The sequence below is a fragment of the Streptomyces coelicoflavus genome (assembly GCF_045041415.1).
Lineage (GTDB): Bacteria > Actinomycetota > Actinomycetes > Streptomycetales > Streptomycetaceae > Streptomyces > Streptomyces coelicoflavus.
In genome coordinates, this window is the sequence record NZ_CP108219.1 from 217,138 (window position 1) to 231,767 (window position 14,630).

The 14,630-nt window shown below is 71.1% G+C and carries 12 protein-coding genes; 7 read left to right on the forward strand and 5 right to left on the reverse strand.

The window, feature by feature from the left end:
• Nucleotides 1-3 precede the first annotated feature (3 nt).
• Entirely contained in the window at nucleotides 4-504 is a 501-nt protein-coding gene (locus OHA99_RS36690; RefSeq protein ID WP_165687532.1) for a DUF6924 domain-containing protein, read from the reverse strand.
• A 145-nt stretch (nucleotides 505-649) separates the two neighbouring features.
• On the reverse strand, nucleotides 650-2,875 hold the full coding sequence (locus OHA99_RS36695) for an MMPL family transporter (RefSeq protein ID WP_331728001.1): 2,226 nt from the start codon (nucleotides 2,873-2,875) through the stop codon (nucleotides 650-652).
• A gap of 173 nt (nucleotides 2,876-3,048) precedes the next feature.
• Between OHA99_RS36695 and OHA99_RS36700 the strand changes: the two genes are divergently transcribed.
• Nucleotides 3,049-3,441 (forward strand): VOC family protein, encoded by a 393-nt coding sequence (locus OHA99_RS36700; protein WP_331728004.1) that lies wholly within the window; start codon nucleotides 3,049-3,051, stop codon nucleotides 3,439-3,441.
• A gap of 27 nt (nucleotides 3,442-3,468) precedes the next feature.
• On the opposite strand, the gene OHA99_RS36705 is transcribed toward OHA99_RS36700, so the two are convergent.
• Complete coding sequence (locus OHA99_RS36705; RefSeq protein WP_164386765.1) at nucleotides 3,469-4,116, reverse strand: TetR/AcrR family transcriptional regulator; 648 nt, start codon at nucleotides 4,114-4,116, stop codon at nucleotides 3,469-3,471.
• Nucleotides 4,117-4,353: 237 nt separating this feature from the next.
• On the opposite strand from OHA99_RS36705, the gene OHA99_RS36710 reads away from it, so the two are divergent.
• Together OHA99_RS36710 and OHA99_RS36715 are read left to right on the forward strand one after the other, a co-directional pair.
• Nucleotides 4,354-5,757 (forward strand): MFS transporter, encoded by a 1,404-nt coding sequence (locus OHA99_RS36710; protein ID WP_331728008.1) that lies wholly within the window; start codon nucleotides 4,354-4,356, stop codon nucleotides 5,755-5,757.
• Nucleotides 5,758-5,846: 89 nt separating this feature from the next.
• Nucleotides 5,847-6,491: a hypothetical protein gene (locus OHA99_RS36715; RefSeq protein WP_331728011.1), complete on the forward strand. Its 645-nt coding sequence runs from the start codon at nucleotides 5,847-5,849 to the stop codon at nucleotides 6,489-6,491.
• Between the two features lie 43 nt (nucleotides 6,492-6,534).
• Here OHA99_RS36715 and OHA99_RS36720 read toward each other — a convergent pair whose 3' ends face one another.
• Entirely contained in the window at nucleotides 6,535-7,215 is a 681-nt protein-coding gene (locus OHA99_RS36720; RefSeq protein WP_331728013.1) for a TetR/AcrR family transcriptional regulator, read from the reverse strand.
• A 114-nt stretch (nucleotides 7,216-7,329) separates the two neighbouring features.
• Between OHA99_RS36720 and OHA99_RS36725 the strand changes: the two genes are divergently transcribed.
• From OHA99_RS36725 to OHA99_RS36740, 4 genes are all read left to right on the forward strand, one after another.
• Nucleotides 7,330-7,527 (forward strand): ferredoxin, encoded by a 198-nt coding sequence (locus OHA99_RS36725; RefSeq protein ID WP_153182235.1) that lies wholly within the window; start codon nucleotides 7,330-7,332, stop codon nucleotides 7,525-7,527.
• Nucleotides 7,528-7,623: 96 nt separating this feature from the next.
• Complete coding sequence (locus tag OHA99_RS36730) at nucleotides 7,624-8,862, forward strand: cytochrome P450 (RefSeq protein WP_331728017.1); 1,239 nt, start codon at nucleotides 7,624-7,626, stop codon at nucleotides 8,860-8,862.
• A 72-nt stretch (nucleotides 8,863-8,934) separates the two neighbouring features.
• The gene (locus OHA99_RS36735) at nucleotides 8,935-10,155 is read left to right on the forward strand and encodes an FAD-dependent monooxygenase (protein WP_331728020.1); all 1,221 of its coding nucleotides are present in this window, start codon (nucleotides 8,935-8,937) and stop codon (nucleotides 10,153-10,155) included.
• A gap of 142 nt (nucleotides 10,156-10,297) precedes the next feature.
• Nucleotides 10,298-13,234 (forward strand): SpoIIE family protein phosphatase, encoded by a 2,937-nt coding sequence (locus OHA99_RS36740; protein WP_405699162.1) that lies wholly within the window; start codon nucleotides 10,298-10,300, stop codon nucleotides 13,232-13,234.
• A 19-nt stretch (nucleotides 13,235-13,253) separates the two neighbouring features.
• Here OHA99_RS36740 and efeB read toward each other — a convergent pair whose 3' ends face one another.
• Nucleotides 13,254-14,546, reverse strand: a complete 1,293-nt coding sequence (efeB, locus tag OHA99_RS36745; RefSeq protein ID WP_331728026.1) for an iron uptake transporter deferrochelatase/peroxidase subunit — start codon at nucleotides 14,544-14,546, stop codon at nucleotides 13,254-13,256.
• Nucleotides 14,547-14,630 lie beyond the last annotated feature (84 nt).

The window sequence follows — 14,630 nt, forward strand, 5'->3', positions numbered from 1 at the left end:
GTCCTACCGCTCGGCGAAGAAGCGGAAGACCCCCTCCGAGTCCTCGTATGCGCTCGACGAGAATTCCTCGAAGTCCGCGTTGGCCAGTTCGAGGTTGACATGGATCGGGTGCACACCGCTCGGCAGCGTGCGGAATGCGCGTCCGAACTCGACCGTGGCCTCGTAGTCCTCGTCGTCGTCGAAGTCCTCCCGGGTCATGGTGGTGACCGCGAGCAGGGCGTGGCGGCCGGCCCGCATCGTCGTGCTGTCGGCGACGAACACCACACTGAGCTGTTCCCACAGCTCCTCGTCGGCCGATATCGCCGCCAGGACCGCGTCCGTGTCCGCCCCGTCCAGCTCCGGCGCGTCGACCACGTCGTAGGAGTGCGCGGGGTCGCCGTCGTAGGGGGAGGACCTCTCCAGCTCCGCCGTCGTCTCCTGCCATGCGGCCTCGTCCGTGAAGTCGGTTCTGATGATCACAGGTGAGAACTCGCTGCGCTCCGACAGCCCGGACAACTCCACCATCGTCACAACTCCTCGAAGATTCGGTACTCCTGATCCGGATCAGAAGGTAGACAACGGCACTGACATCGCCTCTGACGACAACGCCTCAGGCGGGCCCGCGGCAGATACGTGCCGCGAGCCCGCCCGGGGTGTTGTGTACCGGTGGTCAGACCTTCGTCGTGTCCTTGGCCCAGGAGGGCTCCGTCGTGGACGCCGGCCCCGGGCCGCCCTCGCTCAGGCCGATCCGGCCGTGCAGCTTCTTCAGGAACGGCGGTGCGTACCAGGCCGAGCCACCGAGCAGGCGCATCGCGGCGGGGACGAGTACACCGCGTACGGCGATGGCGTCGATCAGGATGGCCAGGCCGCTGCCGAGGCCGAACATCTGCATGAAGGTGATCTTGGCCGTGCCGAAGGCGAAGAAGCTCACGGCCAGCAGGAGGGCCGCCGCCGAGACGATGCGACCGGTGTGGCCGAGGCCGTTGGCCACGGCGGACTCGTTGTCCTCGCCCTGGTCGTGGAGCTCCTTGATCCGGCTGGTGACGAACACCTCGTAGTCCATCGACAGACCGAAGGCGATGCAGAACATCAGCACCGTCATCGACACCTCCATCGGCTGGGCGGTGAAGCCGAGCAGGGAGGAGAGGTTGCCGTCCTGGAAGATCCAGGTCATGACGCCGAGGGTGGCGCCCAGGCTGACCACGTTGAGGACCAGCGCGCGCAGCGGCTGCACGATGCTGCCGGTGAACAGGAAGAGGAGGACGAAGGTGGTGAGGACGACCAGGGTGATCGCGAGCGGCAGCTGGCCGCTGATGGAGTCCTTCGCGTCGACCAGCTCGGCGTCGGCGCCGCCCACCAGGGGCTCGGTCCCCTCGGGCGCCGTCACCGCACGCACATCCGCGACCAGGGCCTCGGCCTCGTCCGACTTCGGGGTCAGTTCGCTCACCACGTTGATCCGCTGGGCGTCGGGGCGCCCGAGTGCCGGGTTGCCGGGACCGGCCGGAGCGGACTGGCCGCCGGTGTAGGTCCCCGCGCTCGTCTCGACCCGCAGGACGCCGTCGAGGGCGGCCAGTTCACCCGCGTACGAGGTCAGCCCGTCCTTGGCCACGGCCCGGTCGATGACCACGTGGAGGGCGGCCGCGTCGTTGCCGTTGAAGTTCTCGCCGAGCATCGCGGTGACCTGGCGGCTCTCGGCGTTCTCCGGCAGCACTCGTTCGTCGGGGGTGCCGAAGGTGATGCCGAGCAGCGGGGCGGCGGCCACCAGCAGGACGGCGAGCACCGGCAGCGCGGTCAGCGCGGGCCGCCGCATCACCGTCCGGGCCATGCGGCCCCAGACGGAACCCTGGACGCTGGGCTGCCGGTCCTTGGCCCACGGCATCCGGCCCTTGTTGACCCGGTGTCCCAGGACGACGAACAGGGCGGGCATCACGAACAGGGTGCTGACGGCCGCGACGGCGACGACTCCGACGCCGGCGTAGCCGAAGGAGCGCAGGAAGTACTGGGGGAAGACCAGCAGCGAGGCGAGTGCCGCGGCCACCGTGGCGGCGGAGAAGGCGACCGTGCGGCCCGCCGTGCTCACCGTGCGGCGGACGGCGTCGTCCACGGAGGCTCCGGACGCGAGCTGCTCACGGAAGCGGCTGGTCATCAGCAGGGCGTAGTCGATGCCCAGTCCGAGGCCCAGCGCGGTGACCAGGTTGGTCGCGGTGTTGGAGACCTCGGTGATGCCGCCGAGAACGGACAGCTGGGCGAAGGCTCCCGCGATGGCGATGACCGCGATGGCCAGCGGCAGCAGGGCGGAAACGACGCTTCCGAAGACGAAGAGCAGCAGCACCAGGGTCAGGGGTATGGCGATGGCCTCCGCCAGCACCAGGTCCGAGACCACCTGCGTCGAGATGTCGGCGCTCACGGCGGTGCCGCCGCCGGCTCTGACCTCGAGAGTGTCCCCATAGGTTCCGGAGTAGGCGTCGATGAGGCTCTGGGCGTTGTCCTGCAACTCCACCTCCTCGCCCTTCACATGGGCGAGGATCAGGGCCTGCTCCCCGTCCTCGGAGCGGAGGGCGGCGAGGTTCGTGTCCCAGTAGGAGTACACGTTCGCCAGGTTCTTCTCACCCTTGAGCTCGGAGACCAGAGCCTGTCCGGCGCTCTTGGCGGCCGGGGTGTCGACACCGCCGTCGGGGGTGTCGACCAGCAGGACCAGGTTCGTCTCGCCGCCGAACTTGTCGTCGATGACCTCGACGGCCCGGCTGGACTGCGAGTTCGGGTCGTCGAAGCCGCCCGGCAGCAGCTTCGTGAAGGCGCCGCCGCCCACGAAGCCCATGACGGCCACCGCCAGGGCGGCGACGACGAGTACCAGCCGGGACCGGCGAATCGCCAGCTCGGCCACGCGTTCGAACATGACATCTCCTCTGTTTGCACCTGCCGGTCGTGAATGAGGGGTTGTCGCGCTTCCTCATCGCCGTGAGCGACGGTAGTCAAGGAGAGGAAGATTTAGCAGTATGAATTTTACCTAACAGTGTCAGGTTGATTTGGCATGCCGGAACGGTCCGTGCGTTCCCGTAGGGTGCGGTCATGAACCTTGCCCAAATCCGGCTGCTGGTCGCGGACTTCCCCCGCTGCTACCGCTTCTACCGGGACGTCCTGGCGCTGAAGCCCCAGTTCGAGGCGGAGGACGGCCCGTACGCGAAGTTCACTGCCGACGGCGGAGCCGCGGGCATCGCCCTCCAGGACCGGGTCCAGATGAGCGGGATGCTGGGTGAGCTGGCCGCCGAGCCGACCGGATACCGGTCCCTCGTCGTCCTGCGCGTCGACGAACTGGACCGCTACTGCGAGGAGATCACCGCGCGGGGCGCCGTGCTCGTCAACGGTCCCGCCCCCATGACGGACCACCTGCGCGTCGCCCACCTCAAGGACCCGGCGGGCAACCTCGTCGAACTCCAGGAGTGGCTCGAGTCGCGCGGCTGAACCGCGCCGGCCTGGTCGGCGCTTCCCCTACGCGGGGCGGTAGGCGCGCAGGAAGGTCCGTACGCCCTCGACGACGAGCGGCCGGACGCGCGGGTCCTCGGCGGCGTTGGCCGAACCGAGCCGGTTGAGCGCGACCGAGAAGGTCAGGGCGGTGAACTGGTCCGCCGCGAGACGGGCGTCGGGTACGGAGAGCAGGCCGGCGTCGGCGAAGGCCGCGAGCCGTTCGGCCAGTGCCTCGTCGGGGGTGTCGGCCATGAACTGTTCGCCCCCGTCCGGCAGATGACGGGACTCTGCCCGGACCAGGCGTTGCAGCGTCGCGTACTCGCCCGAGTCGAGCATGCCGGTCGCGATGCGCATCGCGAAGGCGACCAACGCGTCCTCGAGATCGGCTGCTTCGGTGACCCCTGCCAGGGTGTCGTCGAGGGTGCGCCGGATCGTGGTGATCAGTGACTGGCCGATCGAGTCGACGACGGCCCGCAGCAGCGTCTGCTTGTCACCGAAGTAGTCGTAGACCGTCCGCTTGGACACCTCGGCCCGGGCGGCGACCGCGTCGACGCTGGACCGGTCGAAACCGCCTGTGAGGAACAGCTCCCGGGCCGCCGAGAGGATGGCGGCCCGCTTCTGCGCGGAGCCCGCACGCAGAGTCTTCGGACGCGGTGTCTTCGTGGTCGCCATGGCTTTCATACTAGCGCCTTACACTGCACGGTGTAGTTTACCTCGGGGGCCGGAAGCCGTGCTCTGCCTGATCACCGCCCGTTGGTCCGCTGTCTGTGCCTGTGCCTGTGCCTGTGCCTGTGCCTGTGCCGATGCGCGGCGGACGCGGCCGTGCCCGCCCGGTGGCTCGCACGGCTCCGACACTTCCCGTCCCCGCGTACTGCTCCCCACTTTTCGGCAACGACGGATTGGACGAGCATGACCCTGGCGTTGGCTTCACCGGTCGGCATCAAGAAGCCCGCTCTCGCCGCACTCGGCATGCTGGCACTGGCCACCGGTGCCCTGGAGTCGGTGGTGACGCCCACACTCCCGCTCCTGCAACGGGAGTTGGACATGAGCCCCGCCGAGGGCGCGTTATTGAGCATCATGCTTCTCATCACCGGCGCGCTCATCACGCCGGTCGCCGGGAAGTTCGGCGACCGTTACGGCGGCAAGAAGGTCCTGATCCGGCTGATGGTGGTGGTGTCGGTCGGCGGCACGGTGTCGTCCCTGGCGCCGAACCTGCCGGTGCTGCTGCTGGGCCAGGTGCTGCAGGGCGCCATGGTGGGCGCGCTGCCCCTGTCGTTCATCGTGGTGCGCAAACACCTCCCGGCGGGCGACTCGAAGGTCGCCATCGGGGTGGTCAGCGGCCTGTTCGTGGGCGGCGGGATGGCGGGAACACTGTCGGCCGGGCCGGTGGCGGAAGGCCTCTCCCGGCACTGGATGTTCGCCCTGCCGACGCTGGCCGTCATCGCTTCCACCGTGCTGGTGTACCGGCTGATGCCCGCCGATCCGCCGGGCCGCTCGGACGACGCCGGGGTCGACTGGCCGGGCCTGGCCCTCCTGAGCGGGATGCTCATCACGCTCATGCTCGGGCTCGCGCTCGCGCCCGACCTCGGCGCGCAGCCGCTCCTGCTCGTCGCCGTCGTCGTCCTCCTGGCCGGCTTCGTGGCCGGATGGATCGCCGTGGAGCGGCGCGCGGCCGCGCCCATGGTCGACCTGCGGATGCTGACCCGGCCCGCGATGTGGAAGTCGTGCGTGCTGACGTTCGTGATCTGCATCGGCACGTCGGTGGCGGTCTACCTCGTACCGCAGTTGTTCGCGGTGTCCGAGGACGCCTACGGATTCGGTGCCAGCGCCACCGAGACGGGGTTCTTCCTGCTGCCCGGTGCCGTGGCCGCCTCGCTCGCCGGGCCGCTCAGCGGGATCGGCGCGCGGCGTTTCGGCTCGCGTGCCGTGGTCGCAGCCGGCATCGTCATGATGACCTGCGCGCTGTTCGCCCTGGCACTCGTGCACACCCAGATCTGGCACCTCATCATCGGCAAGATGCTGGTCGCGCTCGCGAACGGACTGTGCGTCACGGCGATGGTGAGCAGCACCGCCACCTCCGTCGACGAGAGCGACACCGGCATCGCCACCAGCCTGATCCTGGTCACCCGCGTGATCGGCTACGCGGTGGGCGTGCAGGTCAGCGGCGCGATCCTCACCGCGGGAACTCCCTCCGGGTCGGACATCCCGGCCGAGTCCTCCTTCGTCACCGGCTTCGTCATGGCCGGAGTGGTGATGGCGCTGTCCCTGCTTGTCGTCCGTTCCATGGGCAAGCGGGAAAAGCACACTGCGTAGGTTGAACGTGCAACCCCACGCCACCGTTCTGTTGATTGATGATTCGACAATCGGAGTGATGCTCTCGGCATCCGGTACAGGAGGACGCGATGACCGGCCTGGACGTGCCGCTGGAACGACTGCAGAGCTATCCCGACGAGCTGCCGCCGCCCCGGCGGCGCGGCGACGTGGACCTGGTGGGCCTGCTCGCCATCGCCGACGACCTGGCCCTCGGCCTGTCCGCGCTGAGGTCCCTGATGGTGCCGTCCGGCCACCCGAGCCTCCTGGTTCCTTCTAGGGAGGACTGCGAGCACGTGATGCGGGAGGTCGACCGGCTCCTGCGCAGGGCCGTCCACCTCCAGCGGAACGCGCACGCCGCGCTGCTCGGGCGGTGCCTGCTCGGTTCGGGATCCGCGCGTGGCTGCTCCACGGAGGGGGCCGTCCTCCGGCTCAACGTCTGGGACGACACGAGTCGGCGGGCCGTGGTGGAGGACGGCACGGCCGGCTGCGTCGCCCACACCGTCGAAGCCGTCCGCCGGGTCATGCGGGACCCTGCCAACCGCAAGGTTCTGCTCGTCAACGACTACGACTACGACTACGACCACGGCTACGACCACGAATGCGCACGCGACCACGCACGCGACCGCGAACGCGGCGGACCGGCCGTCGCCCGCGGTGTCGGACTCGGCCCGGACGACACCGAGGTGTTCCTGAAACGTGGCCTCACCCTGCGCCCCGATCACCGTGCCGCCTGACCGCGCGCCCGCCCGGGACGTTCGGCCCGGTCCGGGCACCCGCTCAGGAGCGGCCGAACAGGGAGACGAGAAGGGCGTTCTGCAACTGGACCAGGAGCTGTTGGCCCGACTCGCTGCGTGTGGTGCTCCACCAGATGCCGAACTGGCCGTGCAGACCGGTCCACAACAGCCGTGTGCGGTCCTCCGCGGTCAGCGACGACGCGCCCTGGTTCTGCCCGCAGTCGGTGGCCGGATCGGCCAGGTACGCCTGGACGACCTCCCGCCACACCGCCATCACCCGGTGCCCGGGGTGCGCCGCTGACGACTGCGGCTCGGCCAGTGTCGGCCCGATGTGGAACATGAGCTGGTAGCTCTGCCGCTGATCGGTGGCGAACCGGCAGTACGTGTCGACGGTGGCCCGCAGTGCCGTCCACGGATCGGAGCCGGGTGCCGAACGCGCTGCTTCCCGCATGTCCTCGGCCAGTTCGCGGCAGATGTCGTCGAGGACGGCGAGGAGCAGTTCGGACTTGTCCTTGAAGTGTTTGTAGAGCGACGGAGCGGTGACGCCCACTTCCCTGGCGATGCCGCGCAGTGAGATCTCCTCGGGGCCGCCCCCCTCCCTGAGCAGGCGTCTGGCAGCGTCCAGGACCTCCTGGCGCAGCCGTTGCCCTTCCCCCCAGCGGTTCGGTACGCGGACGCGTCCGTCGGACGCGTCAGGCCTGCCTGTGTGGCCTGTGCTGCTCATGGCTTCTCCCATTGGTTCCGTCCGATTCCGCTTGGTTCCGCTTGATTCGCCGCGGCATTCAGTTTACATTGTTCATCAAGTTGGTAAACGATGATTACCGATTGGAGCGGATCCATGCGAGTGAATGTCGAGCAGGACAAGTGCGTCGGCGCGGGGCAGTGCGTGCTGCTCGCGCCCGAGGTCTTCGACCAGCGCGACGAGGACGGGATCGTCGAGCTGTTGGACGCCCGGCCCGCACCCGATGCGCGGGAGGGCGTCCGTGAGGCGGCCGAGGCCTGCCCCGCCGCGGTCATCCGTCTGGTGGAGGCGTGAACGACCGCCGCGCGCCGCGCCGGCCGAGGTCATGGAGACGGTCCGCAGAGCCGTCGCGCACCCCGTTACCTGCCGCACGACCCTGATGGAGGACGTATGACCACGCAGGCCGAGCCGGACCCCACGGCCGAACTTCCGGCCTTCCCCCAGGAACGCTCCGCGCGGTGCCCCTTCGACCCGCCCGCCGCCTACCGCGACTGGCGGCAGACCGCCGGCCTGCGCAAGGCCCGCCTGTGGGACGGGAGCCAGGTGTGGATGGTGACCCGCTACGAGGACATCCGCACCGCCCTCCGCGACCCCCGCGTCAGCGCCGACGTGAGGCACCCCGGATTCCCGCGGGTCGCCCCGGGGAGCCGGATTCCCGGCCCGGAGGACGAAGTCGGCTTCGCCCGCACGGACGACCCCCGCCACGCCGAACACCGCCGCATGCTGACCCGGTTCTTCACCGTCAAGAGCACCGAGAGCATGCGGCAGGACATTGAGGACGTGGTGAGCGGCAACCTCGACCGGATGACCGCCCACGGCCGGTCCGCCGACCTGGTCAGCGAGTTCGCCCTGCCGGTCCCCTCGGAAGTGATCGCCCGGCTGCTGGACGTCCCCTACGAGGACCACGTCTTCTTCCAGGAGAACGCCCGGAAACTGTTCGACCTCACCCTCTCCGCCGCGGAGGTCCGCGGCGCCTCCCAAGCCCTCGCCGCCTATCTGCTCCAGCACCTCGAGCGCAAGGAACGCGAGCCCGGCGACGACCTCCTCAGCCGGCTCGTCACCGAGCGGATCGTCACCGGCGAACTCACCCGGCGGCAGGCGGTCCCCATGGCGATGGCCCTGCTGGTGGCCGGACACGAGACCACCGCGACCATGATCGCCCTGGGCACCCTGGTCCTCCTGCGCCACCCCGACCAGCTCGCACTCGTCCGCGACACCGACGATCCGCGTGTGGTCGCCGGAGCGGTCGAGGAGATCCTGCGTCACCTCACCATCGCCGACAACGTCATCGTCCGCGTCGCCGGGGAGGACCTCACCATCGGCGGCCAGCTCGTACGGGCCGGCGAGGGACTGGTCTTCAGCCTCCCCTCCGGCAACCGGGACGAGGCGTTCCTCGGCACCGACGCCGACGCCCTCGACGTCCGCCGCCCGGCCACCGGCCACCTGGCCTTCGGCTACGGCCCCCACCAGTGCCTCGGCCAGAACCTCGCCCGGGTGGAACTCCAGATCGCCCTGCCCGCGCTCCTGCGCCGGCTGCCGGACCTGCGCCTCGCGATCCCCTTCGAAGACGTCGCCTTCCGCCGGAACACCGCCCTCTACGGACTCAACGAACTGCCCGTCACCTGGTAGGACACGCCGGCTCGCGCGACGAGGCGCGGGTTGCCGCCGTCCGCACCAGGAACGGAACGAAGGAGAAGAGACATGACGTTCGACGGACTGATGGCCGACGTCCGCAACGGACCGCGGCCGAGCGCCCTGGTCTCCGGCGCCAGCATCGCCGGGCCGGCCCTCGCCTACTGGCTGAACCGCTGCGGTTTCGAGGTCACGGTGGTGGAGAAGGCGGGCACACTGCGCGGCGGCGGCTACCCCGTCGACGTACGGGGCACGGCGCTGGAGGTCGTCCGCAGGATGGGCATCCTGCCCCGGCTCAGGGACGTGCACGTGGACACGGGCAGGACCACGTTCCTCGACGAGGACGGCAGCGTGGTGGCATCGATCGCCCAGGACGCCGTCGTCGGCAGTGTGACCGGGCGGGACATCGAGGTGCGGCGCGGCGACCTGACGTCCGCCCTGTACGACGCGGTGCGGGACGACGTGGAGTTCGTGTTCGACGACTGTGTCGAGACCCTCGACCAGACCCCGGGCGGAGTGGACGTCACCTTCCGCGGGGGAGACTGCCGTACGTTCGACGTGGTGGTCGGCGCGGACGGACTGCATTCGCGCACCCGGGAGATGCTGTTCGGTCCCGAAGAAGGCTTCCACCGCTACCTGGGCTACTGCTTCGCGGGATTCACCATGCCCAACACCCTCGGACTCTCCCACGAGGCGATGATGTGGAACAGTCCGGGCAGGGCCGCGGCGCTCTACGCGGCGGGCGACGGGGACGAGGTGCACGCCTTCCTGGTCTTCGCCCGGCCGGAGCCGCCGTTCGACGCGTTCCGCAACCCGGAGGCGCAGCGGGACCTGGTCGCGGGGATCTTCGCGGACGCGGGGTGGGAGGCGCCGGCCATGGTCGCCACCATGCGCGAGGCGGACGACCTGTTCTTCGACGTGGTCAGCCAGATCCGCATGCCGAGCTGGTCCAGTGGCAGGGTCGCGCTGGTCGGCGACGCGGCGTTCGCCCCCTCGTTCCTGACCGGACAGGGATCCAGCCTGGCCCTCGTCGGCGCGTACATGCTCGCCGACTCCCTGTCCGACCGGAGCCCGGCCGCGGGCTTCGCCGCCTACGAACACCGGACCCGGGAGTTCGTGACCCTGAACCAGGACGTGGTCGGCGAGGGCGACGCCAGGCTCTTCCCCACCACCGCCCGGGGACTGGAGCAGCGCAACGAGATGCTGCGCCGACTCGACACCGTGCCCTCCCCGGGAGAACGCCACGTCCACTCGGCCCTCACCCTGCCGGAGCTCTCGCCGATGACGTGACCGGACGTGCCGCGGCCCAGCCTTCTGAACATGAAGGTCAAAGGACGAATAATGCACGAAACGGTAGGATGCGCATGAAAAGCCTCTAGTGTAAACGCGCGCGCGGGGCATCTCTCACGCGTGAACCGCGCGAGGGATGATCATGAAGGCACTCTTCCGCCGAATTCGGCACGCGCCGCACGCGCCGCACGCGCCGCACGCGCCGCACGCGCCGCACGCGCCGCACGCGCCGCACGCGCCGCACGCGCCGCACGCGCCGCACGGGCCGAAGGCCGGCGAGGGGGAACCGGGTGCCGGACGACGCGCCTCCGGCTCGATTCCGCGTGCCCTGCTGAGCCCGCGCAGCGCCGCCGGGCAGGTGTTCCTCCTCCAGGTCGGGATCGTGGTGCTGCTGGTCGTGGCCGCCGTGACCGCGCTGATCCTCCAGGCCCACCGGGACAGCACCAGGGAGGCCAGACGGCAGTCGGTGACCGCGGCGGAGGCGTTCGCCAACGCCCCGGGCATGGAGCAGGCGCTGAAGTCCCCGGATCCCACGGCGGTGCTGCAACCGCGGGCCGAGGAGGTCAGGAAGCGGGGCGGCGTCGACTTCGTCACCGTCACGGACACGCGCGGCATCCGCTACACCAACCCGATCCCCGAGCGGATCGGCAAGAAGTTCATCGGAAACATCGAACCGGCGCTGCACGGTCACGTCCTCGTCGAGACGCTCGACACCCCCTCGGGCCGCGTCGTCCAGGCCGTGGTGCCGGTGACCGGGTCCGACGGCTCGGTGATCGGCGTGGTGTCCTCGGGGCTCAAGGTCCGGAGCGTGGCGAGCATGGCCGCGAACCAGCTGCCGATCATCCTGGGCACCGGCGCCGTCGCCCTCGTCGTGTCCACGGCCGGCACGGCGCTGGTGGCGCGCCGGCTGCGCCGCCAGACGCACGGCCTGGGCCCGGTGGAGATGGCGCGGATGTACGACCACCACGACGCGGTCCTGCACGCGGTGCGGGAAGGCGTGCTGATTACCGGCCCGGACGGGCGGCTGGTCCTGGCCAACGACGAGGCCCGGCGGCTGCTGGACCTGCCGGCGGACGTCGAGGGCCGTCCGATCGGCTCGCTCGGTCTGGACGAGGGCGTGGAACGGATGCTCGCGTCGGACGAGCCGGTCACCGACGAGGTGCGGCCGGCGGGCGACCGGCTGCTGGCGGTGAACAAACGGATCACCGCCCCGCACAGCGGGCAGCCCGGCAGCGTGGCGACCCTGCGCGACACCACCGAGCTGGCGGCGGTCTCGGGCCGGGCCGAGGTCGCCCGGGCACGGCTGACGCTGCTGTACGACGCCGGGGTGCGGATCGGGACCACCCTGGACGTGACCCGCACGGCGGAGGAACTGGCCGAGGTGGCGGTGCCGCGGTTCGCCGACGTCGCGGCCGTGGACCTGTTGGAGGCGGTGCAGAAGGGGCAGGAGCCCACCGTCGAGGCATGGGGACGGATGCGCCGTACGGCACTGTGCGGCGGTGCGGAGACACCGGCGCTGCCCCCGGCGGGAAAGCTGGTCACGGTCGCCCCCGGGACGGCGGCGGACCGGGCGCTGGAGTCCGGGCGGGCCGTCGCGGAGACGGTCCCGCACGACATCGTCGGTCCGCCGCCGGGGGAACCGGGACCGGGGCCGGGGCCGGACGGGGAGCGGGGTCCCGACCCGGATCCGGACCGGGTGCGGGCGATGCCGGAGCACGGTCTGCGGTCGCTGGTGACGGTGCCCCTGCGGGCGCGCGGCGCGACGCTGGGCATGGTGCACTTCTGGCGCGCCGGGGACGCACCCGCCTTCGAGGAGGACGACCTGTCCCTCGCCGAGGAACTGGCGGCGCGGGCCGCGGTCGCCGTCGACAACGCCCGCCGGTTCACGCGTGAGCACGCGATGGCCGTCACCCTGCAACGCAGCCTGCTGCCGAGGGGCGTTCCGGAACAGAACGCGCTGGAGGCGGCCTGGCGGTACCTGCCCGCGGAGGCGGGGGTGGGCGGGGACTGGTTCGACGTCATCCCGCTGCCCGGCAGCCGGGTGGCACTCGTGGTCGGCGACGTCGTCGGCCACGGCCTGCACGCGGCGGCGACGATGGGCCGGCTGCGGACCGCCGTGCACAACCTCTCGGCGCTCGACCTGCCGCCGGACGAACTGCTGGCCTACCTGGACGATCTGGTGATCCGGATCGACGCCGACGAACGGACCGACGACGAGCCGGGCGAGGGCGCGGGCGTGACGGGGGCGACGTGCCTGTACGCGGTCTACGACGCGGTGACCGGGGCCTGCACCATGGCGCGGGCCGGGCACCCGGCACCGGTGGTGGTGCGCCCGGACGGAACCGTCGACAGTCCCCGGGTTCCGGTCTCCCCGCCGCTGGGCCTCAACGGCGTCCCCTTCGAGACGGCGGAGCTGCGCCTGGCCGAGGGTTCGAAGCTGGTGCTGTACACCGACGGGCTGATCGAGGACCGGAACCGGGACATCGACACCGGACTCGCGCTGCTGCACGGGGCGTTGCGCGACGTGGCGGACCGTACCCCGGAGGAGACGTGCCAGAAGGTGCTCGACACCATGCTGCCGGAACACCCCCTGGACGACATCGCGCTGCTGGTGGCGGGCACCCGGCTGCTCGACCCCTCGCAGGTCGCGCGGTGGGACGTGCCCTCGGACCCGCAGGCGGTGGCCGGTGTGCGCCGGGAGTGCGCGCGACGACTGCGCGAGTGGGGCCTGGAGGAGGCGGCCTTCACCCTGGAGCTGATCCTCAGCGAACTGCTCACGAACGCGATCCGGTACGGCACCGAACCGATCGGGGTCCGTCTGCTCCACGACACGACCCTGACCTGCGAGGTGTCCGACGCGGGCAGCACGTCCCCGCGGGTGCGCAGGGCCGCGAGCACCGACGAGGGCGGCCGCGGCCTGTTCCTGGTGGCGCACTACGCACAGCGCTGGGGCACGCGCTACACGCCGGACGGCAAGGTCATCTGGGCCGAGCTGACTCCGTACCCCGACGCGGCCGGCGGCACGGCGGACCTCACCGCCGACGACCTCCTCGCCCAGTTCGACGACGACGCGCCGTGACGGTACGACGCGGGCACGCTCACCCCTCCAGCAGCCGCTGGCCCACGTACTCGCCCTTCGCCGCCCCGCCCGGCACCGCGTAGAGGCCGCTCGCCTCGTGCCGGATGTACCGGGACAGGGCGTCGCCCCGGTCGAGGTGGAACTGGAGCGGCACGAAACCGCGCATCGGGTCCGCCTGCCAGCAGACGAACAGCATGCCCGCGTCCGGCGCACCGTCCTCGCCGTACCCGTCGTGGTAGGAGAACAGACGGCGCAGGATGGTCGCGCCCTGGTTGTAGTCGGGGCGGCTGATGCGCGCGTGCGCGGTGAAGGGGACCACGAGGTCACCCTGCGCGTCGGTCTTCTCCAGGTCCATGTCGCTGGTCTCGCCGCCGCCGCTCAGCGGCGCCCCGTCCGCCTTGCGCCGCCCGATGACCCTCTCCTGGTCGCCGGGGGAGAGCTTCTCCCAGTCGTTCAGGAGCATGCGGATCCGGCGTACGACGGCGTACGAGCCGTTCGCCATCCAGTCGGGCTCGCCGTCGGTGGGGACGAAGACCTTCTGCTCGAAGTCCTTCTCGTCCGGCCGGGGGTTGCGGGTGCCGTCGACCTGGCCCATGAGGTTGCGGGCCGTCATGGGCCGGACGGTGGCACCCGGCGAGCGGTTGAAGCCGTTCATCTGCCACCGCACCCTGGCCGCGGAACCGGCGTCCTTCTGGATCGCGCGCAGCGCGTGGAAGGCGACCAGCGAGTCGTTCGCGCCGATCTGCACCCACAGGTCCCCCTCGCTGCGGGACTTGTCGATCCGGTCGGAGGAGTAGGGCGGCAGCGGAGCCAGCGCGCCGGGACGCCGGCTCGCCAGCCCGGTGCGGTCGAAGAAGGACCGGCCGAAGCCGAAGGTGACCGTCAGCGAGGCCGGCCCGGCGTCCAGCGCCACCCCGGTGTCCCCGTCCCCGGCCGGCTCGCCCGCCATCAGCCGGCCGGCCGTCGCCGACCACCGGCGCAGCAGCGCGGCGGCCTCCCTGCGGCCCGCACCGGGCACCAGGTCGAAGGCGACGAGATGACCGCAGGACTGCAGCTCACTGGTGATGCCCGGCTGGTGCCTGCCGTGGAAGGACGACCGCCCGGAGCCCACCGAGGACAGCGGGGTGTCACCCGTCGGCGCGGCGGTCGCGTGCCCGGCGAGGGCGCCCGCGGTCCCCAGCACCACCCCGGTGGCCCCGGCCGTGCCGAGCAGCCGCCGGCGCGACACGACCGCCGCGCCCCTCGTACGGGGCGGGGTGCCGGGGTCGCGGGGGGTGCTCTCCGGAGCCGCGGGCGTGGGCTGTTCGGACATGGCGGGGGCCAACCAATCCGCGACGTCCCAGCACGACGTCGGGTGGTGGCGTACGGCCGGGGTCGCATGAGACGACGTTCACCG